The sequence below is a fragment of the Bacillus multifaciens genome, from assembly GCF_030756675.1.
GTDB classification, from domain to species: domain Bacteria; phylum Bacillota; class Bacilli; order Bacillales; family Bacillaceae_G; genus Bacillus_A; species Bacillus_A multifaciens.
Window position 1 is genome coordinate 24,143 of record NZ_JAVBXD010000020.1, and the last position, 24,906, is coordinate 49,048.

General features: G+C 34.4%; 24 protein-coding genes. 21 read left to right on the forward strand and 3 right to left on the reverse strand.

Features of this window, described 5'->3' with window-relative positions:
- The first annotated feature begins 86 nt into the window (after window positions 1-86).
- The 14 genes from Q9306_RS13820 to Q9306_RS13880 all read left to right on the forward strand — a co-directional run bounded on the left by Q9306_RS13820 (window position 87) and on the right by Q9306_RS13880 (window position 16,911).
- Window positions 87-3,656, forward strand: a complete 3,570-nt coding sequence (locus Q9306_RS13820) for a chitobiase/beta-hexosaminidase C-terminal domain-containing protein (protein WP_306199341.1) — start codon at window positions 87-89, stop codon at window positions 3,654-3,656.
- A gap of 129 nt (window positions 3,657-3,785) precedes the next feature.
- Window positions 3,786-4,814, forward strand: coding sequence for a UDP-glucose 4-epimerase GalE (gene galE, locus Q9306_RS13825; RefSeq protein ID WP_306199343.1), 1,029 nt, complete (start codon window positions 3,786-3,788; stop codon window positions 4,812-4,814).
- Window positions 4,815-4,927: 113 nt separating this feature from the next.
- On the forward strand, window positions 4,928-5,083 hold the full coding sequence (locus tag Q9306_RS24800) for a YwzD family small protein (RefSeq protein ID WP_489670931.1): 156 nt from the start codon (window positions 4,928-4,930) through the stop codon (window positions 5,081-5,083).
- 307 nt (window positions 5,084-5,390) lie between these two features.
- Complete coding sequence (locus Q9306_RS13830; protein WP_306199346.1) at window positions 5,391-5,981, forward strand: sugar transferase; 591 nt, start codon at window positions 5,391-5,393, stop codon at window positions 5,979-5,981.
- Between the two features lie 20 nt (window positions 5,982-6,001).
- Window positions 6,002-6,634: an acetyltransferase gene (locus Q9306_RS13835; protein ID WP_306199348.1), complete on the forward strand. Its 633-nt coding sequence runs from the start codon at window positions 6,002-6,004 to the stop codon at window positions 6,632-6,634.
- A gap of 14 nt (window positions 6,635-6,648) precedes the next feature.
- Window positions 6,649-7,800, forward strand: a complete 1,152-nt coding sequence (locus Q9306_RS13840) for a DegT/DnrJ/EryC1/StrS family aminotransferase (RefSeq protein WP_306199350.1) — start codon at window positions 6,649-6,651, stop codon at window positions 7,798-7,800.
- A 629-nt stretch (window positions 7,801-8,429) separates the two neighbouring features.
- A complete protein-coding gene (locus Q9306_RS13845; RefSeq protein ID WP_306199352.1) occupies window positions 8,430-8,771 on the forward strand; it encodes a helix-turn-helix domain-containing protein in 342 nt (113 codons plus the stop codon).
- A 1,118-nt stretch (window positions 8,772-9,889) separates the two neighbouring features.
- Complete coding sequence (locus Q9306_RS13850; RefSeq protein ID WP_306199354.1) at window positions 9,890-11,830, forward strand: lasso peptide isopeptide bond-forming cyclase; 1,941 nt, start codon at window positions 9,890-9,892, stop codon at window positions 11,828-11,830.
- Between the two features lie 14 nt (window positions 11,831-11,844).
- Window positions 11,845-12,000 (forward strand): paeninodin family lasso peptide, encoded by a 156-nt coding sequence (locus tag Q9306_RS13855; RefSeq protein ID WP_306199356.1) that lies wholly within the window; start codon window positions 11,845-11,847, stop codon window positions 11,998-12,000.
- 158 nt (window positions 12,001-12,158) lie between these two features.
- Window positions 12,159-13,085 (forward strand): HPr kinase/phosphorylase, encoded by a 927-nt coding sequence (locus tag Q9306_RS13860; RefSeq protein WP_306199358.1) that lies wholly within the window; start codon window positions 12,159-12,161, stop codon window positions 13,083-13,085.
- A gap of 3 nt (window positions 13,086-13,088) precedes the next feature.
- Window positions 13,089-13,394: a lasso peptide biosynthesis PqqD family chaperone gene (locus Q9306_RS13865; protein WP_306199360.1), complete on the forward strand. Its 306-nt coding sequence runs from the start codon at window positions 13,089-13,091 to the stop codon at window positions 13,392-13,394.
- Between the two features lie 39 nt (window positions 13,395-13,433).
- Complete coding sequence (locus Q9306_RS13870) at window positions 13,434-13,886, forward strand: lasso peptide biosynthesis B2 protein (protein WP_306199363.1); 453 nt, start codon at window positions 13,434-13,436, stop codon at window positions 13,884-13,886.
- A gap of 21 nt (window positions 13,887-13,907) precedes the next feature.
- Window positions 13,908-15,095 carry a nucleotidyltransferase domain-containing protein gene (locus Q9306_RS13875; protein WP_306199365.1) on the forward strand — a complete coding sequence of 396 codons (1,188 nt, stop codon included), beginning with the start codon at window positions 13,908-13,910 and terminating at the stop codon, window positions 15,093-15,095.
- A gap of 13 nt (window positions 15,096-15,108) precedes the next feature.
- On the forward strand, window positions 15,109-16,911 hold the full coding sequence (locus tag Q9306_RS13880) for an ABC transporter ATP-binding protein (protein ID WP_306199367.1): 1,803 nt from the start codon (window positions 15,109-15,111) through the stop codon (window positions 16,909-16,911).
- Window positions 16,912-16,988: 77 nt separating this feature from the next.
- On the opposite strand, the gene Q9306_RS13885 is transcribed toward Q9306_RS13880, so the two are convergent.
- A complete protein-coding gene (locus Q9306_RS13885) occupies window positions 16,989-17,816 on the reverse strand; it encodes a peptidoglycan-N-acetylglucosamine deacetylase (RefSeq protein ID WP_306199443.1) in 828 nt (275 codons plus the stop codon).
- Window positions 17,817-18,039: 223 nt separating this feature from the next.
- On the opposite strand from Q9306_RS13885, the gene Q9306_RS13890 reads away from it, so the two are divergent.
- From Q9306_RS13890 to Q9306_RS13900, 3 genes are read left to right on the forward strand one after another with little or no spacing between them, the layout of a single operon-like run.
- Window positions 18,040-18,351, forward strand: coding sequence for a PadR family transcriptional regulator (locus Q9306_RS13890; RefSeq protein ID WP_306199369.1), 312 nt, complete (start codon window positions 18,040-18,042; stop codon window positions 18,349-18,351).
- Between the two features lie 3 nt (window positions 18,352-18,354).
- Complete coding sequence (locus tag Q9306_RS13895) at window positions 18,355-18,900, forward strand: HAAS signaling domain-containing protein (RefSeq protein ID WP_306199371.1); 546 nt, start codon at window positions 18,355-18,357, stop codon at window positions 18,898-18,900.
- 5 nt (window positions 18,901-18,905) lie between these two features.
- Window positions 18,906-19,724 (forward strand): DUF4097 family beta strand repeat-containing protein, encoded by an 819-nt coding sequence (locus tag Q9306_RS13900; RefSeq protein ID WP_306199373.1) that lies wholly within the window; start codon window positions 18,906-18,908, stop codon window positions 19,722-19,724.
- 28 nt (window positions 19,725-19,752) lie between these two features.
- On the opposite strand, the gene lexA is transcribed toward Q9306_RS13900, so the two are convergent.
- On the reverse strand, window positions 19,753-20,373 hold the full coding sequence (gene lexA / locus Q9306_RS13905; protein WP_306199374.1) for a transcriptional repressor LexA: 621 nt from the start codon (window positions 20,371-20,373) through the stop codon (window positions 19,753-19,755).
- Between the two features lie 142 nt (window positions 20,374-20,515).
- On the opposite strand from lexA, the gene Q9306_RS13910 reads away from it, so the two are divergent.
- Window positions 20,516-21,172 carry a YneB family resolvase-like protein gene (locus Q9306_RS13910; RefSeq protein WP_306199376.1) on the forward strand — a complete coding sequence of 219 codons (657 nt, stop codon included), beginning with the start codon at window positions 20,516-20,518 and terminating at the stop codon, window positions 21,170-21,172.
- A 45-nt stretch (window positions 21,173-21,217) separates the two neighbouring features.
- A complete protein-coding gene (locus Q9306_RS13915; protein ID WP_306199378.1) occupies window positions 21,218-21,457 on the forward strand; it encodes a DUF896 domain-containing protein in 240 nt (79 codons plus the stop codon).
- A 45-nt stretch (window positions 21,458-21,502) separates the two neighbouring features.
- Here Q9306_RS13915 and Q9306_RS13920 read toward each other — a convergent pair whose 3' ends face one another.
- The gene (locus Q9306_RS13920; protein WP_306199446.1) at window positions 21,503-23,116 is read right to left on the reverse strand and encodes a bifunctional metallophosphatase/5'-nucleotidase; all 1,614 of its coding nucleotides are present in this window, start codon (window positions 23,114-23,116) and stop codon (window positions 21,503-21,505) included.
- 150 nt (window positions 23,117-23,266) lie between these two features.
- Here Q9306_RS13920 and Q9306_RS13925 point away from each other — a divergent pair, with 150 nt between their 5' ends.
- Together Q9306_RS13925 and Q9306_RS13930 are read left to right on the forward strand one after the other, a co-directional pair.
- Window positions 23,267-24,001 (forward strand): MerR family transcriptional regulator, encoded by a 735-nt coding sequence (locus tag Q9306_RS13925; protein WP_306199380.1) that lies wholly within the window; start codon window positions 23,267-23,269, stop codon window positions 23,999-24,001.
- Between the two features lie 181 nt (window positions 24,002-24,182).
- Window positions 24,183-24,668 (forward strand): coproporphyrinogen III oxidase, encoded by a 486-nt coding sequence (locus Q9306_RS13930; protein ID WP_306199382.1) that lies wholly within the window; start codon window positions 24,183-24,185, stop codon window positions 24,666-24,668.
- The last annotated feature ends 238 nt before the right edge of the window (window positions 24,669-24,906 follow it).

Consider the following 24,906-nt stretch of genomic DNA (forward strand, 5'->3'; position numbering starts at 1 on the left):
TAATATAATTTTACAATATCGTTAACATATCCAATCCCTTGCCTTTATATAGCATAATATATAGAAAAATGAAAAGGTGTGATTGGATGGAGACATATGTAATAGAGTTAGATAGGTGGAATATTAAAAACAATGGGACAAATTCCTTTGCTACTACAAAGGGAATAAATGATGCGTTAGTGTGGGCTAAATCTGAAGGCTATAATCATATTATATTACCAGGCGGCACATATAAGTTAAAAATCGACAGTACAACTTTTTCATGTATTGTTATGCAAAGTAATATGCATTTTGAAATGGCGGATGGATGTATATTGCAGTTAGAAGCGAATTCATCGCCTTGGTATAGGATATTTGAAGTCAAAGGAATTAAAAATACAAAGATTAGCGGTGGGAAAATAGCTGGAGATAAAAACATACACATATATGAATTAGGAGTAAAATTTGTAAGAGGAGGCGTCAATGCTGACGGTTCATTGAATAATCAATCAAACTTTATTCGCAGTGAAATAATAGATAGATATAAAGATCCAGGATTGTTGAAATCTTTTAGACTATGGTCTATTTCGGGTTTGGCTGCCAAAGTATATAGTTTTTATCAGTATAAAGATACGGTTTCTGCTAGTACGCTGGCCGGTTTTAGAACAAATGTACAATTTGCCCCGACGGAGTCAACAGGAAGAGGGTGGTTTGCACCAATAGCCAATGCTAATAAGATGGTTTTTGTGATTGACATTACCTCAACGCCGTTAAGTGATACTCAAATTGCTCAACTTACTGCTACAGTTACTAGTGAAAACTATACCCATGAGTGGGGACAAGGCATAGAAATAACTGGTTCAAATAATATTGAGATAAATAATGTAGAGGTATGCGAATGTACTGGGGATGCTATTTCTACGGGATGGCTGCAATATAGAGTTAACCCGGATGAGTATACGCAAGAAGAAATGGGGTCACATATCTATATTAACGATTGTGATCTTCATCATTGCAGAAGACAAGGAATTACCCTTGGTGGCTCAAATGATATTTATATTTATAATAATAAAATACATCATATCGGAAAAGCGAGTGATAATGTTTCATCGGATTTTCGTAATGGGACTGCTCCAATGTTCGGGATAGATATTGAGTCTCTGGTCAGTGAAAGCAATATACCATATAAATCTCCTTACTACGGAAAAGATGGATTAGAATTAAATTTTAGAATCTATATTTACAAAAACTATATTTATAATAACGAAAGAGGACATTTTGTAAACGCAGACGGTAACAATATAACAATAGAAGATAATACTTTTGAGAGTCGCAATGTTGGAGGCATTAGTTCGTATCCGACAAATATGTATGTAAAATATCTTAATAATATTTTTATTAGATGCGAGCTTTGGGTTGAGGGAGATAATTTTGTTAACGGGGTAATTGGAAACAATGCAAACGTAAAACTAGCCGACATAAGAGGAGCCACAATACAAAATGTTCGCTTAAAAGACGGGATATTTTATGGCAATGGTAGTTATGGATACTTGGGAACACCTGCTGTAGATGTTGAAAACAGCACATTTTCTTTTAAAACGGCTCATGGTATGGGGAATTCTGCTCAAATATGTTTTGAAGAATGGGTAGGCAAAGTTCCTGCTGGAATTAGTGTAGATAAAGTATATTATGTAGTAAATCGAACGGACTATAGCTTCCGGGTTTCTGAAAAGATAAATGGTGAACCTGTAGCGATTTATGATTCAGGAGAATGGGGATTTAATGTAAGTAGATATAATTACGGGAGATGCTATATCTCAGATGTTGTAGTGGAAAGAGATTGGAATAATGACAGTTCACCAGGGTTTTCCCCTATTCTGACAGGGGGGGTTATGAAGAATGTCGTAGTTAAGAATTACAATGTAGATATTAAGCCATTTGATAATTATGTGGGAAGACCGAATATAATAGACGGTTTAACTATAGTGGGAGCAGGCGGTAATATAAGTTCCTGCAATATAAGCGATAGTAAATTTATAACAGGAACGTATCGAGATATTACGCTAGGTTCTACGCAAAATCCTTATGTAGGTGTCTATGCAGAGAGTTGTTTATTTGAAAACATGGGTGTAAATCTTATTAACGCCGTCTTAAGTAATAGTAAGTTTATTAATAATTGTACAGTTTATAAAAGCGATAATGTTCTACAGGCAATGTTAACTAATAGTTATTTAGAAAATAGTAAAATATTTCTTCACTGGCTGAGTTTACAAAAGGGAGTGCTCATAGCAAAATGTCTATTTAATAATGTAACTACGGACGTTAGTCCAAATACGATTATGATAGATAACTTAGATATAACTAACTCTTTAGCTGACTTGAAAGCGCCTGTTGTTACAGCTACTCCAGGTGGAGGTGTATTTAGCGCTTCTCAAAAAGTAACACTAACTACGAATGAACCAGCTAACATGTATTATACCCTTGATGGAACAACACCTACCACATCCAGTGCTTTATATACGGGAGGATTGACAATTTCACAATCCACTACATTAAAAGTTCTTGCAGTTGATAACGCAGGAAATCAAAGTAAGGTAAAAGCATTTAGATATATAATTAAAACGGCTGCTCCGGCTGATGTCACAAATTTAATTGTTTCTGCTGTAAGGAATTCTAGTATTGATTTATCATGGACGAAAAGTACGTCTAAGGATGTTGTGATATACGATGTTTATAAAGGGGCAACTTTGTTAGGAAGTGTTACAGGAACAACATATACTGCTACAGGGCTTGCTCCAGCAACTCTGTATACATTTACTGTAAAAGCGGTAGATAAGTTCGGGGTTGCTTCAAGCGGTGTATCAGTAACAGCTACTACTACTAATGACAATACTCCGCCAAGTGATATAACAAATCTAGTTGCAAGCAGCATTTCAGTTAATACAGTTGGTTTAACTTGGACAAAGAGCGTATCCTCTAATGTTCAGTCATACGAGGTGTATCAAGGAGCTACTTTAATCAATTCTGTTACGACGCCTTACTATATTGTACCAGGATTGAAAGCTGCTACGGAATATTCGTTCACTGTTAAAACAAAAGATCTAAATGGTAACCTTTCAAGCGGTGTAAATGTAAAGGTAATAACACAGACAACAGCAGCAAATTATGTAACAGACGGACTTCTTTTATACCAAGAAAATCCTGTGAACAATTCAACTATTTTAAATCCGGACAGTTATTTTATAACAAATAAGCCATTTACAATTTCTCTCACAGTTCAATGTCCTATATCATCTTCTTTATTAAGAAGATTTGGCGGTTCAGATAATAAGTTTAAAATTGAACGAAATACGAATAACCAATTTGCAGCACAGTTTTGGGCTAAAAATATAAATACGGGCAGTAATGATTATCCTTCAGTTAGTTCAAGTGTTTATACTGATGAAACAGCCTATTATCAGGTGGTTGTCTTGCGAAATAGCGCAAATCTTATTATGTATGTTAATAATGTAGAAGCAGCTAGGTATATGATGGGAAGTGATAAGGTGATTAACGAATCCACACTGCCAATGCTTTTAGGTACAAGTGCAAAAACAATAGTATTTAAGAATATTGCTTATTATATCCGAGCGTTAACAACTGCTGAATTAACGCAAAATTATAATGCTTTAAAATAGGAACCAATCGTTAAATGGAATAAGGGAATAGAAAAAGCATCTCAATTTGTTATGTTAGAACAACGAACTGGTGTGCTTTTTTTTATGTTTTGTGTAAAAAGACATATGATAACAAGGAGGAAAAAACACATGAAAATTTTAGTGACAGGCGGAGCAGGGTATATTGGAACTCATACGTGTGTAGAATTATTAAATGCCGGATATGAGATAATTGTCGTTGATAATTTTTCAAATAGTAAACCAGAAGCTTTAAAACGTGTTCGTGAAATCACAGGGAAAGATTTTACATTTTATCAGGCAGATATATTAGATAAAGAGATGTTAGATAGCATTTTTAATGAAAATCAGATTGATGCTGTTATTCATTTTGCAGGACTAAAGGCGGTGGGCGAGTCGGTTGCGTTACCACTTTGGTATTATCATAATAACATTACAGGTACACTTGTATTATGCGAAGTCATGAAAAAGCATGGTGTAAAGAAAATGGTCTTTAGTTCTTCAGCGACAGTATATGGAATGGCGGAACAAGTACCGATTTCCGAGAGTTTTGCACTTGGGGCAACGAATCCTTATGGACGCACAAAACAAATAATTGAAGAAATATTACGTGATTTGTATATGTCTGACCATGAGTGGAGCATTTCTCTTTTACGTTATTTTAATCCAATTGGAGCACATAAAAGCGGGCGAATTGGAGAGGATCCAAAAGGCATTCCAAATAATCTTATTCCGTACATTACGCAAGTAGCTGTTGGAAAGCTAAGTGAATTAAGCGTTTTTGGGAATGACTATCCAACACAAGATGGTACAGCTATGAGAGATTATATACATGTTACAGATCTTGCGATGGGACATTTAAAAGCACTTGAAAAGATATCGAGATCTCAAGGGGTAGAAGCGTATAATTTAGGGACAGGATGTGGTTATAGCGTATTGGAAATGGCAGCCGCTTTTGAAAAAGCATCCGGTAGGAAAATTCCTTATAAAATTGTAAATCGTCGTCCGGGTGATGTAGCTATTTGTTATGCGAATGCAACAAAAGCTAAATTAGAGTTAGGATGGGTTGCTAAAAGAGGAATGAAAGAGATGTGTGAAGATTCATGGAGATGGCAGTTCAATAATCCAAATGGTTATGAGGAAAAAAATTATATATTATAAGAGATGTAAGTGAGTAAAAAATTGTTGGTAATAGAGTAGAAAATAATACAAATTTTACTTAAAATAGCTAGAATTTGTATATGGAAACAGATTTCCTAAAAGAGGGTTTAAACATGAACATTTCTGAAAGAATAACTCAGCAGCAATTTAAAGAGATACTCCTATATATACACAGGAGAGGTCATGAATCAAAAAATGTGGAAGTAAACCATTTAATAGAGGAAATTAAACAATACCTCATTTCGATTATGTATACATCTAAAAAATAAATAGAGATAAAAAATTGATTCTAAGATTTATTGTGAAATGATATTTATATAAATACGAATTGAAAATCGACATAAAACCGTTCTTTATAATGAACTAGCACCTGTTCATGTGTAGATATGATCAGTACTTTTTCTGACACGTTCAAAGTGAAACAAAAGAGAGAAAACAAGTATAGGTTCTTTTTTTCTGCATAACGGCAACTTATATGTTGAAAAATCAAAAAGATTTATATATAACGAAAGCCTTTCATACTATCGTTCTGTGAAAAGGTACTCACAAAAATCTTGGATAGGAGTATGATTATTAATGAAAAGAACTTTTGATTTATTGATTTCTTTGTTTTTGTTATTGTGTTTATCTTTTGTCATCTTTGTAGTAGCCATTTTGGTTAGATTGAAGTTAGGATCACCTATCATATTTAAACAACAACGTCCAGGACTATATGGCAAACCATTTTATCTTTACAAATTTCGCACAATGACTGATGAAAAAGATAATAAGGGTAATCCTTTGTCTGATCAAGTAAGATTAACTACATTTGGTAAGTTTCTTAGGAAATATAGTTTAGATGAATTGCCACAACTAATAAATGTTGTGAAAGGTGATATAAGTTTAGTAGGACCGAGACCATTGTTAATGGAATACTTACCTTTATATACTAGTGAACAAGCTAAAAGACATCATGTAAAACCTGGAATTACTGGCTGGGCACAAGTGAATGGGAGGAACGCAATTACCTGGGAAGAAAAATTTGAATTAGATGTATGGTATGTAAATAATCAATCTTTCTTAATTGATATGAAAATATTATTTCTTACACTAATAAAAGTGTTTAAATCAGAAGGAATAAATCAGGATGGTCATGTAACAATGGAACGTTTTAGGGGGATAAGATAGACTGTGAGGGAAGGTAACAAATGAAAATTATAATGATTGGACAAGGTGGTCACAGTAAAGTTATAAAGGATATTATTTTGTCAAACAAGACATATGAAATTGTTGGATATTTAGATGATCAATATGAAGATATAACTATAGTAGATAATACTTATTTCGGCCCGATTTCAAGTGTAGATGAAATGATTAAAGATTTTAAGCAAGCAAAATTTGTTATTGCCATAGGAAATAATAAAGTTAGAAAAAAAATCGCCGAGAAATTGAATCTGCCTGACAATTGTTATGTCACGCTAATACATAAAACAGCCGTTATAAGTCCGAATGCTAAGATAGGGAACGGTACAGTTGTTATGCCCCGTGCAGTGATTAATGCTGATACTCAAATTGGCAATCATTCTATTATCAATACAGGTTCTGTTGTTGAACATGACAATGTACTAGGTGATTTTGTCCATATTTCTCCACATGCCACACTTACAGGTTCTATCATCATTGAAAAAGGGGCGCATATAGGGGCAGCGGCTACTCTGATTCCAAGTGTTAAAATTGGAGAATGGTCTGTTATTGGAGCGGGAGCGGTTGTGATAAAGGACATTCCCCCTAAGTGTACAGCCGTTGGAATTCCTGCCAAAGTAATTAATAAATTGAACTAATAGGAGTGATAAACATGGTAATAACACAACAGAAAAAACGAATCTATCTCTCTACTCCGCATATGAGTGGCAATGAGCAAAAATATATACAAGATGCATTTGATACAAACTGGATTGCTCCTCTTGGTCCAAATGTAGACGCTTTTGAAAAAGAACTCGCATCATTTGTTGGAGCTAGAGATGCTGCAGCAGTTAGTTCTGGTACTGCAGCTATTCACTTAGCTCTTCGGTTATTAGGGGTTCAAAAAGGGGATAAAGTGTTTTGTTCAAGTCTTACTTTTATAGCAAGTGCTAATCCAATTGTTTACCTAGGGGCTGAACCAGTATTTATCGATTCAGAGCCAGAAACATGGAACATGTCGCCGCAGGCTTTAGAACGTGCGTTAATTAATGCTCATAAAAAAGATAAATTGCCAAAAGCTATTATCACTGTTAACTTATATGGACAGAGCGCAAAAATGGATGAGATCTGCTCTTTATCTAATCAATATAATGTTCCTATTATTGAGGATGCAGCAGAATCTTTAGGTTCTACATATAAAGGAAAAGCTAGTGGTACATTTGGTAAATTTGGTATTTATTCATTTAATGGAAACAAAATTATTACAACTTCGGGTGGAGGAATGCTTATTTCTGATGACGTTGAGGCATTAGAGAAAGCACGTTTTTTTGCAACCCAAGCAAGGGATGTAGCACCTCATTATCAGCATAGCGAGACGGGATATAATTATCGAATGAGTAATATATTAGCTGGTATTGGAAGAGCCCAATTAGAAGTGTTAGAAGGTAGAGTGAAGGCTAGAAGATTAATATTTGAACGGTATTATCAAGAATTATCTAGTATACCAGGGTTTTATTTTATGCCTGAATTAGAAAATACTCATTCAAATCGTTGGCTCACAACTTTAACAATTGATGAAAAAGAAACAGGCATATCTATTCAATCGTTATTGAAGGCTCTAGCTGAAGAAAATATTGAATCTCGTCCTGTGTGGAAGCCGCTTCATATGCAACCGGTTTTTGATGGAGTAGAATATTATTCTCATAGTGAAAATCACAATGTGTCTGAACAATTATTTAAAACAGGTATATGTCTTCCCTCTAGTTCAAATATGACAGAGACGGATCAGCAAAAGGTTATTCAATGTATTAAAAATGCTTTTTAAAATTAAAGAGCCTTCTGAATGAGACATGTAAATTCAGAAGGTTCTTTTTATTTGTAAGGAGCTTAAATACAAGAAAAAGTAGATGAATCCATTTTATTTCGCAATATTTCCATTTTTTTGTAGAATTTTTCTTTTAATTGAATATCAAGGCAATCCCTATAGAGAATATAATTATATGTATATATAGTTTTGTAGAAATTATTCTTTGACTTTTTATATGCACGTGTTAAAAGTAAAAACATAATGCCAAACCGACCCCCTAATTAAATTGTGTAGGTACAAAGAAGTGTATAATGATATGTAACGCATTATTTATTTTGCATGACTGAGACTTTGGAATTTTAACTATTATGATTATACGATATTATGAGGAATATATAAATACAAGTTGATAAATTGACATGAAACTTTCATTAAGGGGGAGAAAGTATCTGACTATGTATAGAATGAGAGCCTGTTTCTGTCACGTGCGTAGCTAAAACTAAGAAGAGCACGTGAGTGTAGATTGCTCATTTTTCTACATAATCTGCATGTTAAAAAATCAAAACGAATTTCTATCCCTGTATAGAGAAATATATGATATAGAAAATAGAACTAAGGAACATTTATAAAGGGAGGGCCATAAACGGGTGATTGGGAGAAATATTTATCAAATTCGAAAGAAAAAGGGGTTTACTTTATCTGAATTAGCAGAGAGAGCCGGAATTTCAAAATCCTATTTAAGTAATATTGAAAGAAGTATAAATCAGAATCCGTCTATCCAAGTGCTAGAAAAGATAGCATCCGTATTAGAATCAGATCTCAATACGTTACTCGAAGCGAAAACAAATACAGGAACAAAACAGCAGATCGAAAAAGAGTGGATTGATTTTGTTTATGAATTAAAAAAGGCAGGTATACATACAGAAAAGCTTGGGGATTACAAAATATTAATTGATTTTATTAGGTGGCAGAACTCTAGGACGAGATAAGTAAGAGAAAGTATGAAATGTGTTAAGTAGTTTATCCTTGTTTAGAAATTGTACATAAAAAGATTGATTCCTCTTCATTTTCTAATGTGCTCACTTTATAGAGAAATCAAGACTACCACCATGATCACACAAATTTGTTGTTAGCGTACATTTTAATTATCTTTTCACCTCCATCATTCAGATTAACTATAATATATTTTATTTCATTTCATCTAGAATTGTAAGCGTTTTTACAAAACGTAACAGTAATACCCTACATCTTGAAGTTCGACAAAAAATAAAAAGTTATGCAAGAGATAAACTTCTGGTACATTTTTATATAGATATCATTAAGATCCTGTTGAAAAAAGCTTCAGTGCATATTTATCACTCAATACTGTAAAATAGGGAATTTATTTATGGTATTGAATCTATAATAAAAAATGAAGGAACTAAAGATAAAATTCTAAAAATTATATATAGAAAGTAAAGATTCTCAACATTCAAATTACAAAGAGGAAGAATATATCTCTATCCATAAATATTTCAAATTATATAAAAAAACATTTACAAACTGAATATCATTATATAAAATGAAAGCAAGTTCGTTATACAGAACGTTAATAAACTTAAATGTTTACTTTAAGGGAATATGTTTATTTGAATAGTGAAATGTATAATCTTAATTCAATGTAGATTCATTAGGTTTGGAAATGGATAAAATATACTTTTTCCATTAAAATTCTCTATAAAGAACTTCAAGGGGAAAACTTTTAAAGTTGAAAATACGCGATATTATATTGACATAATAAAATAAGGATGCTAATTTATATTTTGCGTTTGTTCTATTTATAGAACAAAATAGTGATATAAGAAATTATATGTATACAATGATTCGTAGATTTTATCTGTTATTTTTGTCAAACAATACAGATTCGTTCTTTAAAGAGAATGGATAGAATGAATAGTATAGAGAGTTTATTACATATTAGCGGTTATTTATCCTGTATTAACGATTAGTAACCCTTACTTTCAGATTCTGAGGAATTAAGAGAAAATAGGTGAAGAAAACCTCTTTGATAATCGTGTCACTTTATCTGATTGGATATGACTTATTTGCTGCAAAACGGGAGGGAAAAATGAGTGCTATAACTGGAATTTTACATTTTAACAATGAGTCAATACCGATTGAATACGGTATTAGATTAATGAATGATTTGCAAAAATATCCTGCTAATGATATTCAAATATGGCACAAAGAGAACGTTTTCCTCGGCTGTCACGCGCAATGGGTCACACCTGAGTCTGTTGGTGAACAATTACCTTTTTATGATAACGAAAGAAAATTGGCGATTACAGCAGATGCTATTATCGATAATCGTGAAGAGTTATTTGAGAGGTTGCAAGTCGATTATGCTGATAGGAAAAGGATAACAGATAGTCAGTTAATTTTGCTCTCCTATCAAAAATGGGGTGAAGAAAGCCCTAAATATTTGGTAGGCGATTTTACCTTTATGATTTGGGATGAAAAAAACCAAAAATTATTTGGAGCAAGGGACTTTTCTGGGAGTCGAACTCTATATTATTGTTGTAATCAACAGCAATTAGCTTTTTGTACGACAATACAACCATTGCTGTCATTACCTTATGTTCGAAAGCAATTAAATGAACAGTGGCTTGCTGAATACTTAGCGATATGTGGAATGGTTGATGTAGCCGATACCACTATAACGCCTTATAAAAATATAGAACAAGTACCACCATCTCATAGCATTAGGGTAGTTGGGAATAAAGTAACGCTTTCTAGATATTGTACGTTAGTTCCAGAAAGAAAGCTTCGCTTAAAGTCAAATGAAGAATATGTAGAAGCATTTCAAGAGGTTTTTCAAGAGGCTGTTACATCTCGAGTACGAACTTACCGACAAGTTGGAGCACAGCTAAGTGGAGGATTGGATTCGGGTTCTATTGTGAGCTTTGCTGCCAAAGTTTTACGTGAAGAAAACAAACCATTACATACATTTAGCTACATACCAACAAATGATTTCGAGGATTTTACACCTAAACATTTAATGCCGAATGAGCGACCGCTTATTAAAGAAACGGTACGACATGTAGGAGGTATAGAAGACAATTATTTAGATTTTAAGGGAAGGGATTCCTTTTCTGAAATAACGGATTTCCTCGAAATTATGGAAATACCATATAAATTCTTTGAAAATTCTTTTTGGATGAAAGGAATGTTTGAGGAAGGGTACAAGGAAGACGTTGGAGTCCTTTTAAATGGTGGAAGAGGAAATCTATCTATATCATGGGGATCAGCTCTGGATTATTATGCTCTTCTTTTAAAAAGGCTAAAGTGGATTCGCCTAGCCCAAGAATTGCATCAATATAGTAAAAATGTAGGTGGAGCCAGGTTGCGGAGGTTACCATTCATTGCGAGGTTGGCATTTCCGTCTATTGATCGAGCGTTCTCATCAGGTACGCCGTATATATTTCCGATGGTAATTAATCCGGATTTTGCAAAAAAGATGGATGTGTTTAATAAACTTAGGGAATATGGAATTGATGAAACGGGATGGTTTTCTGCAGCGAACATATATGAACAAAGAAAAAGTCACTTTGAAGAGTTGTTTCACTGGAATGCAAGTAATACAGTGGCAACAAAATTATCATTGCACTACTCATTGTGGAAACGCGATCCAAGTAATGACATACGTGTGATTCGTTATTGTTTATCTGTACCAGAAGAGCAATATGTACAAAAAGGTGTGGATCGTGCGTTGATTCGTAGATCTACCGAAAAGTATTTGCCTGATAAAGTACGATTAAATCAACATATTCAAGGTGTACAAGGAGCGGATTGGGTTCATCGAATGAGTCCACACTGGAATATGTTTATAGAAGAGTTAGAGCAAATGAGTATAGACCAAAGAGCTTTAGAGTTTTTAGATGGTGAAGTAATAAAGCGAGCTCTTCTAAAAGCGAAAGAGGGGCCTCTTTCAGAACGTGCAATCGATCCTGATTATAAGATTTTAATGCGTAGCTTAATTGTTTATCGATTTATTCAACAATTTAATTGAAAGGAGGTGAGAACATGAAAAAGGAATGGCAACAACCTGTATTAGAAGTACTTGATGTTAACATGACAATGGCTTCAACAGTTTATGGTCCATATACTGACGAAGCATATAATCCTGGTACACCTGTTGATCCAAATAATCCAAATACTTGGGACCGTTTTACTAGCTGATTGCGAAGTAGCATATACAATTTTTCTTGCTGAATGTATATCTATGAAGCTATGTAAGATGTTCTTATTTTTAAGTTTGTATATGCTAAAAAGACCTTTATACTTTTTTATTGTATAAAGGTCTTTCATTTAATCATGGATATATTGGAGTGAAAATAATGCTAGAAACTGAAAAAAAGGTTATGTATAAAGCCTTTGATTTCAAAATTTCAAGTGAAATTCCTTTGCCGGAATTAAATCGAATAAATGAGCAAGAGGTTTCGATAGACATTGAAATTGAAATTGATAATATGTTAAGTTTTTCCTCTGAATTAGTAGATACACCATTTAAACATGTTGTTAAAGATGATCAAGTGATGTTTTATGTTCCTGATGTGGGCTTTTTTTCCGCTCAAGCGGGAAAAAGGATAGCAGTTTGCCCACTCGATGGTGCAGATGATAGTTTGGTCAGGCTATATATTCTTGGAACATGTATGGGTGTAGTATTGATGCAAAAAAAAATACTTCCTTTGCATGGTAGTGCTGTAGTAATTGATGGGAAAGCATATGCTTTTGTAGGTGATTCAGGTGCTGGAAAGTCGACGTTAGCTTCAGCGTTTTTGAAGAGAGGATATAAACTTGTAAGTGATGATGTAATAGCTGTATCACTTTCTAACGATAATGTTCCTATTGTAACACCATCATATCCGCAGCAAAAGTTATGGCAAGAGAGTCTTGAGAATTTTGGTATGGATAAAAGCCAATATAAATCAATATATGGTAGAGAAAATAAATACAGTGTGCCAGTTTCTTCTCATTATTTTTCTAAGCCAGTACCACTTGCGGGTGTATTTGAACTAGTAAAGACAGAGAATGAAATGATTGAATTACAACAAGTTGAAAAACTTGAGCGTTTACATACCCTCTTCCGTCAAACTTATCGTAATTTTCTCATTCCACGCTTAGGATTAATGGACTGGCACTTTCACATTTCTACAAATATGATAAACAACCTTGCTGTTTATCGATTATGTCGACCGTTGTCTGGATTTAGTGCTCCGCAACTAGTAGACCTAGTAATAAACACTATAAATAAAGGAGAATAAGTGATGTCGAAAAAGCAGGATATTTCATTAAATCAATTTATTGCACAAGTCCCAGGAAATATCGTAAGTGATATGGATGGAGAAAAAGTAATGTTAAGTATTTCTAATGGGAAATACTACAATCTAGGTGCAGTAGGTGGAATTATTTGGGCGCTTATAGAGAAACCAATATCGGTTACCAAAGTAGTTACTGAACTAATGCAAGAATATGACATTGATCAGTCTACATGTGAAAAGCAAGTTATTTCTTTTTTGGAGCTTTTGTTAGATGAAGCTTTGATTGAAATCGTAGAAGAGGCAGCCGAGTAATCTAGTATTTTATTCTAGATAAGAAGTAGGGAAGTGTGTATGAATATACTAAAAAAGATACGAACGTTTCTTTCATTAGATATGAAAACAATGTTTTTATTAATAGAGGCTTATATTTATTTGGGATGGGCTCGTATTCTTAAAGGTAGGCCATTCTCTAAGGTTGCTCCTACATTAGGTGTTCCAATGAATGAAACATCTTTAAGTTATAATGAGTCTAATAAATTTGTATTGAGAGATATTTCCGAAGCAATACATATTATGAGCCGTCATACCTTTTGGGAAAGTAAGTGTCTTGTAAGGGCAATAGCTGGAATGAAAATGCTAGAGAGACGACAAATGGAGAGTACACTATATTTAGGAACTGCGAAGGATGAGAACGGAAATATGATTGCTCATGCATGGTTGCGTAGCGGCCCTTTTTATATTACTGGAGCAGAAGAAATGAAGAGGTTCACTGTAGTTAGTAAATTTGCTAGAAAAATTGGTTAAAAAATCTTGAAGGAGAATATCATGCATAATAGTTTTGGGCTTGATTTAAGATGTGTGCCTAAGGAGCTCAAATTGCAGCTTGAAATCATGAAAAGAGAGACTGCTGCGGAGCTACAAGAAATCGATAAGGCTTGGTTTGAAAACATTGATTGGGATAAGTTTCTCGAACTAACAATTCATCACCGTGTGTATTCGTTTATTTATCCAAAGATGAAAGTGTTGGATGGGAATTTGGTTCCTGTACATGTCATGCAAACTTTACATCAATATTTTAAGATGAATACATTTCAAATGCTGCATTTAAGTGCAGAAATGGAACATGTGAGTAAATTGTTTGCTGAAAACGAAATTCGTCTCCTTGTATTAAAAGGTCCTGTACTTGCTGATGATCTTTATGGTGATATTTCTCTACGTACTTCGAGTGATTTGGATGTTCTCATTCCCTTACATAATCTCGATAGAGCGGAAGAACTTTTATTGAACCTTGGCTATGTTAAAGATGATTATATTGTTAGCGTTTTAAATGATTGGAAATGGAGACATCATCATATAACATATATTCATCCTCAGAAGAACATTAAGATCGAAATTCATTGGAGACTAAATCCTGGTCCAGGAAAGGAACCAAACTTTGAAGAACTATGGAAACGAAAGAGAATAAGTTCACTTACTAGTAACCCTGTTTACATTTTAGGTAGGGAAGATCTATTTTTATTTCTTGTTTCTCATGGTGCACGTCATGGTTGGTCAAGGCTGCGTTGGTTAGTAGACATTAATCAAATTGTAAAGCAACAACTTGATTGGGAAAAAATTATTAAGTTATTGAAGAAATATCATTACCTTCAAATAGGTAGTCAAGCATTGTTTTTAACTTCGCAGTTACTAAAAACTCCATTAATTGAAGAAGTGGAACCATTGTTATCTGGAAACCGTCCGAAGATGTTAGCACAAGAAGCAGTATTTTATTTAGAAAAAATGGTGAACTTACATACAGATCCTGTTCCAGATGACGTAGCGATGTACCATAGTCGTCACTTATTTTCATTAATGTCTTATCAGCAAAAGTTTTTATATCTTGTAAGCTGTCTTTATCCTTATCCAATTGATGCTGAAACATTGCCGTTACCTAAGCAACTTCATATGTTGTACTTTCCTTTACGTCCTATTTTATGCATCTGGAGAAAAGTAAGAAAGCACGAATTATCATGAGGAGGACAAAATAGTGGAACATCTCTTATATTTTGCAAAGAAGTTACATTCTTTTTCTGGGAAAATATTGTATATAAATCTATTAGGGATGGCCTTAGTCAGTCTTTTGGAGGGAATAGGAATTCTTTTATTAATTCCTACGATAAGTATCAGTGGAGTTGTAAAGGTAGATAATGGTTCAACCCCAGTTCCAGAGATGTTAAAATTTCTGCACAATATTCCTGAAACAATAAGTTTGTTGCTTATCTTAGGCATTTATATCTTTTTGGTAATAGCTCAGTCCCTCTTACAGCAAAATCTTACCCTTCGCAATACAAAAATTCTTATGAATTTTACAAACCATATAAGATTGGAAATTTATCGTGCTTTATTACAGGCGAATTGGGCTTTTTTTGTGAAAAAGAGGAAGTCTGATCTTATCAATGCGATGACTGAAGAATTAGGACGCGTTATAAATGGAACAAACTTATTTTTTCAGATGTTAACTGCCCTTATTTTTACACTAATACAGCTTGGAATCGCCTTATGGCTATCTGTAAAAATAACAATTTTTGTACTATTCGCTGGTTTAGTACTTGCCTATTTTTCTAGACATTTTATAAAAAAGTCAAGAGCGCTAGGAAATCAAACATCTGAGATAGCTAAAAGTTATCTAGGGGGTATAACAGACCATTTTAATGGAGTTAAAGATATTAAAAGTAATATGTTGGAAGAATCTAGATATACATGGTTGCACAATTGGTGCCAAAAGATAGAGCGAGAGCAATTGGCATTTATAAAATTGAAAAATGGCTCACAACTTTTTTATAAAGTTACATCGTCTATTCTAATTGCATTTCTTATTTTTACATCTGTAAAACTATTCCAAGCCCAGCCGGGACAATTAATATTAATTATCCTAATTTTTTCTAGGTTATGGCCGCGATTTACAAGTATTCAGTCTAACCTGGAACAACTTGCTGCAAGTGTTCCTGCTTTTAAGTCTTTAATCGAATTGCAGGAAGACTGTCACAAAGCCGCGGAACTGCAGGATATAGAACGACAATATAAAAATGTAAAGCCAATGTCTATAGAAAAGGGGATTGAATGTCGAAATATTTATTTTCGATACAATTCGAAGGAATCCTTATATGCTCTTCAAAATATCAATTTCCAGATACCTTCCAACTGTATGACAGCTATTGTCGGTCGTTCGGGAGCTGGAAAAAGTACCTTAATTGATATTTTAATGGGACTTATGCAACCAGAAAAAGGACATGTATTAATAGATGGTACTCCGCTCACAAGTGATAATTTATTGTCATTAAGAAAATCTATTAGCTATGTTCCACAAGATCCATTTTTATTTAATGCAAGCATAAGAGAAAATTTGTTGATGATTGAACCAAATGCAAGTGAAGAACAAATTTGGGAGGCATTGGAATTTTCGGCAGCTGCTGAATTTGTACGAAGACTTCCGCAAGGACTTGATACATTCATTGGAGATCGCGGAGTTAGGCTTTCTGGAGGAGAGCGACAACGGCTTGTACTAGCACGAGCTATTTTAAGAAAACCTTCGATTCTAGTGCTAGATGAAGCGACAAGTGCGTTAGATACGGAAAATGAAGCGAAAATTCAAACTGCTCTAGAAAGATTAAAAGGAAAGATGACCATTATCGTGATTGCCCATCGTTTATCAACGATACGTAATGCTGATCAAGTAATTGTATTAGATAAGGGAGAAATCGTTCAAAAAGGAGCCTTTGTCCAGTTGGCAAAAGAAAAAAGAGGTATGTTTAGTAAGCTGTTAGGAAATCAGGTAGAAGTTAGCGTATAGAGATAGTAGTGATTTGGAAACCTGCTGGCGGGATTTTCATCAGTAGAGAATGTTCTCTGCTGATGAAAATCTTCACTTTATTGTCTTTGCTTTGTAGTATTAAACATTTTCGGAAGAGTTACGAACCGTGCTCCATTAGATGTAAGATCAGGAATAAATCGGTCAAGAGCGTCTACGGAACCTTGTAATTTCCCTCCTGGTGCAGTGTGTTGTAAGAGGATACTTCCAGGAAAAGCATTCCCTAATACTTTGTTAGTAATTTCCTGGGCATTTAAGCCTTTCCAATCTAATGTATCTACACTCCATTGAATAATCATAAAGTTCTGTTCAGCAGCCCATTTCATTTGATTTTCATTTATAATCCCATAAGGAGGACGGAAGAATTTAGGGGAGTATCCGGTTAGTTTTTGTAATATTTTTTCTGTTTTTAACATCTGCTCATGATATTGCTTATCATCTATTTTATTTAAATTAGGATGATTATAAGTATGATTTCCTACGATATGTCCTTCGCTAACAATCCGTTTTACAACTTCAGGATATCTTTCAGCATTTTCTCCTAATAGAAAAAAAGTCGCCTTTACACCATGTTTTTTCAATTTATTTAATACTTGAGGGGTGTAAACGGGATCTGGACCATCATCGAATGTGAGAGCGACTTCGGCCTTATTATAAGGTCCTGCAAACGCATATGCGTATTTTTCTACCCATGAAAAAGGAGTCCATGAGCCTCTAAATGCCGGACTCGTTTGTAAGATAGGAAAGGTCTCCGCGTAATGTGCAGGATAAAATGTATTATGAACAAGCGGATAAGGAGTCTTAAAAGAGGAAATATCGCGTGGAATATTATAATAAGGAACATATTGAAAAGGAACTACTATTTGGGTTGGGTAAAAATCGTATATCATTAAAATACCCCCTTAGAAAAGATAACACTCTCTTTAAAACTTTTATATGTTAGTAATTGTAGTTTGGTTAGGAGAGAATGAAGAAGTCCTCAATGAGAAAAATTTTGTTTTAATTTGTAAAAATTGGAACAGTACCTTGTAATATTCAATACTGAATGATATATTATAATTAATAAGGTACCTTGTATTGAATAGTACTGGATAGAGAGGAGGATTGCCTTTGAATGTTCAATTTAAAAAAGGGGTATTGGAGCTTTGTGTTCTTGCGCTTGTAAAGAAACGAGATTGCTATGGCTATGAATTAGTTCAGCAAATTTCAAATAAATTTTTAATATCTGAGGGTTCAGTATATCCTTTGTTACGCCGTTTAACGAAAGAAGGGTACTTCCAGACGTATTTAAAAGAATCTTCGGAAGGGCCTCCGCGTAAATATTATCAGTTAACAAATCAAGGCGCGGAACAGCTCTATACACTTGTGACAGAGTGGCGTGATTTTGCAAGAGGCGTACAAGAAATTATTGAAGAGGTGTAGAGAATGACTAAAGAGAAATTTTTTCAAGAATTATCAGAACACCTTAGGAAACTACCAGAAGAAGAACGAAACGACATTTTATATGATTACGAGGAACATTTTCAATTCGGAATAGAAGAGGGAAAAACGGAGGAAGAAATTATAAAAGCGCTCGGTTCTCCGAAAGCAATAGCTAAGGAAACGTTAGCGTCTCATCACTTAGAGCTGGTGAAGCATAATCCAACTCCTTCTAACATAGCAAGAGCAATTGTAGCAATTATTGGACTTAGTTTTTTTAACTTAGTTGTTGTGCTAGGACCGCTCATAGCAATTGCGAGTCTTATTTTATCACTTTGGATAGTAAGTGCTGTATGTGTTTTCTCACCAATCCTTCTGTTAACAAAAATTGTTTTTGCCCAAATTTTTATTTTATCCGATGTATTTGTCGCTATTATACTCTTTGGTATTGGTTTACTTTTAGGGATTGCCGCGTATTATTGTACGATTTGGTTTAAAACGCTTTTTGTTAAGTACGCCATTTGGAATTTAAAAGTAATTAAAGGGGAGTAGAGAAGATGAGAAAAATGGTGTTGCTAGCAATTATTTGTATTGCAATTGGAGGAATCGGTTTATTTTTTACAAGTTCAGTCTTTTTTATGAAAACTGCAAATGGATCAGCAGAAACAAAGAAATTGGAACAGAAACAATTTAAAAATGAGCAAATTAAAAACATTCATGTTGACACAGATGTTGGAGATGTTGTGATTGAAAAAGGTAAGACTGATTTATTTGAAGTTCGGTATAGCGGCAATCAGGAAAAGCGAAAGTTAGATATAAATGAGAACGGTGAAATGCTACAAGTGGAAGTGAAATCAAAAAAGAAACATATATTTGACTTTTCTTTTTCACCATTTGACTTGAAAGATGAGAGCTTAACAGTTGTTGTGCCTGAACGTGTATACAATAAAATTGAAGCAGAGACGGCAGCAGGAACGATTCACGTGCAAAATATTCAAAGTGGAGATATACTTGCGCATTCAGCAGCGGGCGATGTTGAAATGAAGGAAATGAAAGCGCAGAATGTAAAAGTGTCATCTAGTGCGGGAAATATTGTTCTTTATAAAGTAGAAGGGAAAGTGCATGCAGAGGTGGCGGCAGGAAGTGTAGAGGTAACGCAGCATAATCCAGAGTATAGTATTGAGGCGGATTCGGCAGCAGGCGATGTTAGTATTCAGTTGCAGGAAATGCCGAAAGATGCTGTTGTGAAAGGATCTTCTCATGCAGGAGAGGTAAAGATTTTTGGAAAAGAAAATAAAGAAATTACGATAGGTAACGGAAAGGTGCAGATTAGCGGGGAAACAGCAGCAGGCTCTGTAAAAATCGAGGCGAATTAAAAAAACAGACCAAATTTGGTCTGTTTTTTTAATGTAAATGGCGATATACACCAATTACTTTTCCAATAACAGAAACGTTATCCAAAATAATAGGTTCTAAAGAAGAGTTTTCTGGCTGTAAGCGGAAATGATCTTTTTCTTTGTAAAAACGTTTTACCGTAGCTTCATTATCTTCTGTTAAAGCAACAACGATTTCACCATTGTATGCAGATTGCTGCTGGCGAACAACAACTAAGTCCCCGTCAAAAATACCTGCTTCAATCATACTGTCTCCAGAAATGCGTAACATAAATACTTGATCTGAACCTGAAACGAGATTCGCTGGAAGTGGAAAATGTTCTTCTACACTTTCAACTGCTGTAATTGGTAAGCCCGCTGTAACTTTTCCGACAATCGGTACGTGAACGACTGGTTGCGTATCACCTTGGATACTGTCGTCTCCTAAAATTTCAATTGCTCTCGGTTTTGTAGGATCGCGGCGAATGTATCCTTTTTCCTCTAAGCGAGATAAATGTCCGTGCACAGTAGAGCTAGAAGCAAGGCCGACTGCTTGACCGATTTCACGTACGGAAGGTGGATAACCTTTTTCTTGTACTTTTTGTTTAATGAAGTCGAGAATGTCTTGTTGTCGTTTCGTTAACTTCTCCATATTTTTTCACACCTCGTTTTCTACAAAATTTCTTGTTTTTATTATAACATGCAAGAATCTATTCTACAAACGTAAGTTCGAACAAAAGCTGGAATTATGTTACACTAAGATGTAAAAAGTGAGATAGAGAAGAGGGTATGGAATGAATGCGATTATTTATGCACGTGTGAGTACAACAAAAGAAGCGCAGGAAACATCGTTAACACGTCAAAAGGATGAGTTATTGCATTTAGCTAAGCAGTATGAAATGAATGTTGTAAGAGTAGTAGAGGAGAAGGCGAGCGGATATAGTATCGAACGTGATGGGATTTTAGAAGTGCTAGATGTCATTCGTGATGAACATGTTGATGTGCTCCTTATTCAAGATGAAACGCGTCTTGGGAGAGGGAATGCAAAAATCGCTTTAATGCATTGTTTGAATAAAGAAGGTGTAAAAGTATATACACATGCACATAATGGCGAATTACAGCTTTCTGATTCCGATTCAATGGTGCTTGATATTATTGGTATAGTAGAAGAATACCAGAGAAAGATTCATAATTTAAAGATTAAACGAGGAATGAAGCGAGCTGTAGAAAATGGCTTTCGTCCTGAAAAAAACTTAAAGAATCGACATTTAAGCACAGGTCGTGAGAAAAAGGAAGTACCTATTGAAGAGATTGCTCGTCTGCGCCGTAATGAGTTAACATTTGAAGAAATTGCAGCAACGCTCCGTGGTTTTGGGCATAATGTCTCAAAAGCGACGGTACATCGCCGATATGTGGAATATACGAAGCAATCGCTTGATAAACAAGAGTAACTATTGTATGATAATAATCAGTTTTTAGTAGAAAGGGGATTCGAGATGCTAAGTCACGAACTCATAGAACGCATTAATTTCTTAGCGAAAAAAGCAAAAACAGAAGGTTTAACAGAAGAAGAGCAACGTGAGCGTCAATCGCTCCGTGAACAATATTTAAAAGGTTTTCGTCAAAATATGTTAAACGAATTGAAATCAATCAAAGTCGTTAACGAAGAAGGTAAGGACGTTACGCCGAAGAAGTTAAAAGAATTAAAAAAGCAAGAGCAAGCAAAGTTAAATTAAAAGATGGGCGCAGCCCATCTTTTTCTAGTTTGTTAGGAAAATGCGTTATTTAACAACTTTCCAATTATAATTAGTCGTCGCTTTGATCGTTTTTCGTTCTAATATGTAATTTGCAATGAGCTCAGATATATCAATTTGTATATCTTTTATTATGGGCTTATTTTGAAACATAACATAATTTCCACCGCCACTTGCCCGATAATTGTTCATGACAACGTCGTACTCTTGATCCAAGTGAAGAGGAGCTTCTTCGTATTGCAAGGAAACAACTCTTTCCCCAACTGGTTTTGAAATGTTTAATATGTATGAAATTCCTTCCCACATATCGTAATGATAATGTTGCGGTTTTGGTTCGATATATGCAGGGTTTACAATGATATTTCCATCTGGATCTAACGAGAAATATTCAGCAGTTAACTCAAGTGCCTCTTTTATATCTTTTCCTGTAACACGAACAACTTTTAATGTATTTGGATAAATATAATTTGAAACAATATCCCTCATTGTAATTTCATTTGGAAAGCCGGAAGATTCATTATGAAACAAACTTGTACAAGAAATGTTGGCTCCAGTTACATCCGTCTGTACTTTGTTTATAAATTCAATAAAGGCGCAATCTCGCAAGCGAGTCTCCATCGCATCGTGAATCAGCATATCACCGGCAATGGTGCCGATTGGTTTATCTAACCATTCTTGCGTTTGTTGTTCATATGCTGATACGAGTGAAAGTACTGCCCTATCTGCTGGAATGCCTTCGATAGGCAGTAGTTCAGAATAACATTCTTTTATCATCCATTGATTTTGTTTCTTTATTAAAGTAACATGAACTTTCCCTAATGAACGGCCGTTGGATCCAGTTTGTAAAACTGTTACACTATTTACCTTTTCATGAGCAATATAGCGATGTTGATGCCCAGTTAATAATATATCAATTCCTTCAATTTCTTGACACATTGCATATCCTTGATTTTCCCCTGTTAAAATCTCTGTTGGTTCTCCAGTTTGTAAATCGCATTCAAAACCGCCGTGGTAGGCTACGATTAAAACATGTGGTTGTTCCTGTTCATGAATATAGGTTACCCATTGCCTTGTCGCTTCTAATGCATTTTCAAATAGTAAATCTTTAATATGATGCGGCTGTTCCCAATTCGGAATGTAGTGCGTTGTTACTCCTAAAACAGCAATTTTTATATCTGGATGTATATGTTTAATTATATATGGCTTCCCAAAGTAAGGTTTCTTAGTTTGTTTATTCATAATATTAGCAGCTAGATAAGGCATATTTGCATAAGCTACAGCTTTGTTTAATACGTCCATTCCGTAGTTAAATTCGTGATTTCCAATAATCGCTGCATCATAACCGATATGATTGGCGATAATCGACATTGGATTTTCTTCATTTCGCATATATTTGGCGTAGTAATAAGTAAACGGGGTTCCTTGTATGAAGTCACCGTTATCAATTACGAGTACATGGTCATTATTGGCACGTTCCTGTGCAATTTGCGTTGCAACCTTTGCTAGTCCTAGTTCTGCCTTTTCGTTATTTTGATAATGTATCGGATAAACCGCACCATGAATATCACTCGTTAATAAAATATTTACATTTACAATGTTATTTTGATTCAATGTTATCAACCTTCTTTTTATATAATCCATTCGTAAGTCATAGCACAGTTTGTTTACATATGTATTATCTACATTTGAATTAAACATATATGCAACTGCTGCTTTAGAAATTTTTTTCTTTTCATGTTGACTCTCACGTTACGTTATACTTTATTGTATGAACTAAGGGAGGGCGAAACAATGACAATGAAAGTGAAAGAAGTAGCAGATTTAGTCGGTATTAGTGTGCGTACGCTGCATCATTATGATGAAATTGGGTTATTAACCCCAGAGGAGACAACCGAATCTGGTTATCGCCTTTATTCTGATGATAATCTGGAGACTTTGCAACAAATTCTATTTTTTAAAGAACTTGGCTTCCCTTTAAAGAAAATTAAAGAAATTATCAATAAACCGTCATTTGATCGAAAAGAGGCGCTTGTTTTACATCGTAAAATGTTGCTTGAGAAGCGTTCTAGATTAGATAAAGTGATTGCGACAATTGATAAGACGATTCAATACTCGAAAGGGGAAATTCAAATGACAAACAAAGAAAAATTTGAGGGTTTTGATTTTAGTAAAAATCCGTATGAGCAAGAAGCGCGTGAAAGATGGGGAAATGAAGCGGTCGATAAGGCTAATAAAACAGCAGCAAACATGACGAAAGAAAAACAAGAAGAATATAATGCGATTTATAGAAAACTTGCAACACTTCGTCATGATTCTCCTGAATCAGAACAGGCTCAAGAAGCAATTCAAGAATGGTATCGCTATTTACAGAACTTTGGTCATTACTCATTAGATGCGTTCAAAGGTCTAGGACAAATGTATGTCGATGATGAGCGATTTACAAAAAATATTGATCAATTCGGTGAAGGATTAGCGAAGTTTATGCAGGTTACAATGGCTGTGTATGCTGATCGTAATAAGAAGTAAAATGAACGCTTGTAATTTAAAAGGCTCTATTCTTCATTTGGAGAATAGGGCCTTTTTCGTATTTCACGAAAAAGGTGGAGTGTGTAGTTGTGAGGCTGTTAATTATTACACAAATATTGTGTTCTAAACCATGAGCGAAGAAAGAGAGTATAATAAAATAAGAAGAGAAAGGGGGGTTATTATGGCGTTACAACATGAATTTGTATTTGTTTCACATGAAAAAGGAGAGTTAAGTTCTAAAGATTTTTCTTGGAATGACATGGAGTTTTCTTATAAAGACGGTACAGCTGTTGAAGAATACGTCATTTTAAGTGATGAGTTTATTTTATATATACTAGATTTCTTGCGTTGGATTCCAACTTATAACCCTTCTAGAAGAGAGAATGGATTTGGTCTTCATTATCATGGCATCACTAAAATTGAGAAAGAAGGAGCAAATATAGCAGTAAATTTATTTCGTTCACTAATTAATTTGTTTTCATTAGCACCTGAAACGATTGAACTTACAGGGGCATTTCAATGGACTTATAGTACAGATGATCCGAATGGTGAATATGAAAAACTCTCTTTCAATCGAGATATTCTTTGCGCGCAATTACAATCTTTAGTCACGTTATTTTATAAAGTGAGAAGTGAAAAAGGATATATTTTACATTTCGGAATTTAAATTATCTAAAATATTTGTATCATTTCAGACAGAATGTTTAAAGCTAATGAGGAATTATCAATGGCAAGTAATAAAGAAAGGTATAAGATAAACTTTGGAATGTAAAAAATGAAAAAAGTATAGCGGATTGAAACCCTATACATTGTGGAAAATAGTACGTTTTTTTGAACAAATACGAAAAAACATCAACATATTTGTCGATACATGTTGTATAATCTTGCAAGGAAAGCTATCATAT

Coding starts and splice junctions, on each gene's coding strand:
- Q9306_RS13820 (WP_306199341.1), top strand. CDS start 87: ATGGAGACATATGTAATAGAGTTAGATAGGTGGAATATTAAAAACAAT.
- galE (WP_306199343.1), top strand. CDS start 3,786: ATGAAAATTTTAGTGACAGGCGGAGCAGGGTATATTGGAACTCATACG.
- Q9306_RS24800 (WP_489670931.1), top strand. CDS start 4,928: ATGAACATTTCTGAAAGAATAACTCAGCAGCAATTTAAAGAGATACTC.
- Q9306_RS13830 (WP_306199346.1), top strand. CDS start 5,391: ATGAAAAGAACTTTTGATTTATTGATTTCTTTGTTTTTGTTATTGTGT.
- Q9306_RS13835 (WP_306199348.1), top strand. CDS start 6,002: ATGAAAATTATAATGATTGGACAAGGTGGTCACAGTAAAGTTATAAAG.
- Q9306_RS13840 (WP_306199350.1), top strand. CDS start 6,649: ATGGTAATAACACAACAGAAAAAACGAATCTATCTCTCTACTCCGCAT.
- Q9306_RS13850 (WP_306199354.1), top strand. CDS start 9,890: ATGAGTGCTATAACTGGAATTTTACATTTTAACAATGAGTCAATACCG.
- Q9306_RS13855 (WP_306199356.1), top strand. CDS start 11,845: ATGAAAAAGGAATGGCAACAACCTGTATTAGAAGTACTTGATGTTAAC.
- Q9306_RS13860 (WP_306199358.1), top strand. CDS start 12,159: ATGCTAGAAACTGAAAAAAAGGTTATGTATAAAGCCTTTGATTTCAAA.
- Q9306_RS13865 (WP_306199360.1), top strand. CDS start 13,089: ATGTCGAAAAAGCAGGATATTTCATTAAATCAATTTATTGCACAAGTC.
- Q9306_RS13870 (WP_306199363.1), top strand. CDS start 13,434: ATGAATATACTAAAAAAGATACGAACGTTTCTTTCATTAGATATGAAA.
- Q9306_RS13875 (WP_306199365.1), top strand. CDS start 13,908: ATGCATAATAGTTTTGGGCTTGATTTAAGATGTGTGCCTAAGGAGCTC.
- Q9306_RS13895 (WP_306199371.1), top strand. CDS start 18,355: ATGACTAAAGAGAAATTTTTTCAAGAATTATCAGAACACCTTAGGAAA.
- Q9306_RS13900 (WP_306199373.1), top strand. CDS start 18,906: ATGAGAAAAATGGTGTTGCTAGCAATTATTTGTATTGCAATTGGAGGA.
- lexA (WP_306199374.1), bottom strand. CDS start 20,373: ATGGAGAAGTTAACGAAACGACAACAAGACATTCTCGACTTCATTAAA.
- Q9306_RS13910 (WP_306199376.1), top strand. CDS start 20,516: ATGAATGCGATTATTTATGCACGTGTGAGTACAACAAAAGAAGCGCAG.
- Q9306_RS13915 (WP_306199378.1), top strand. CDS start 21,218: ATGCTAAGTCACGAACTCATAGAACGCATTAATTTCTTAGCGAAAAAA.
- Q9306_RS13920 (WP_306199446.1), bottom strand. CDS start 23,116: ATGGATTATATAAAAAGAAGGTTGATAACATTGAATCAAAATAACATT.
- Q9306_RS13925 (WP_306199380.1), top strand. CDS start 23,267: ATGACAATGAAAGTGAAAGAAGTAGCAGATTTAGTCGGTATTAGTGTG.
- Q9306_RS13930 (WP_306199382.1), top strand. CDS start 24,183: ATGGCGTTACAACATGAATTTGTATTTGTTTCACATGAAAAAGGAGAG.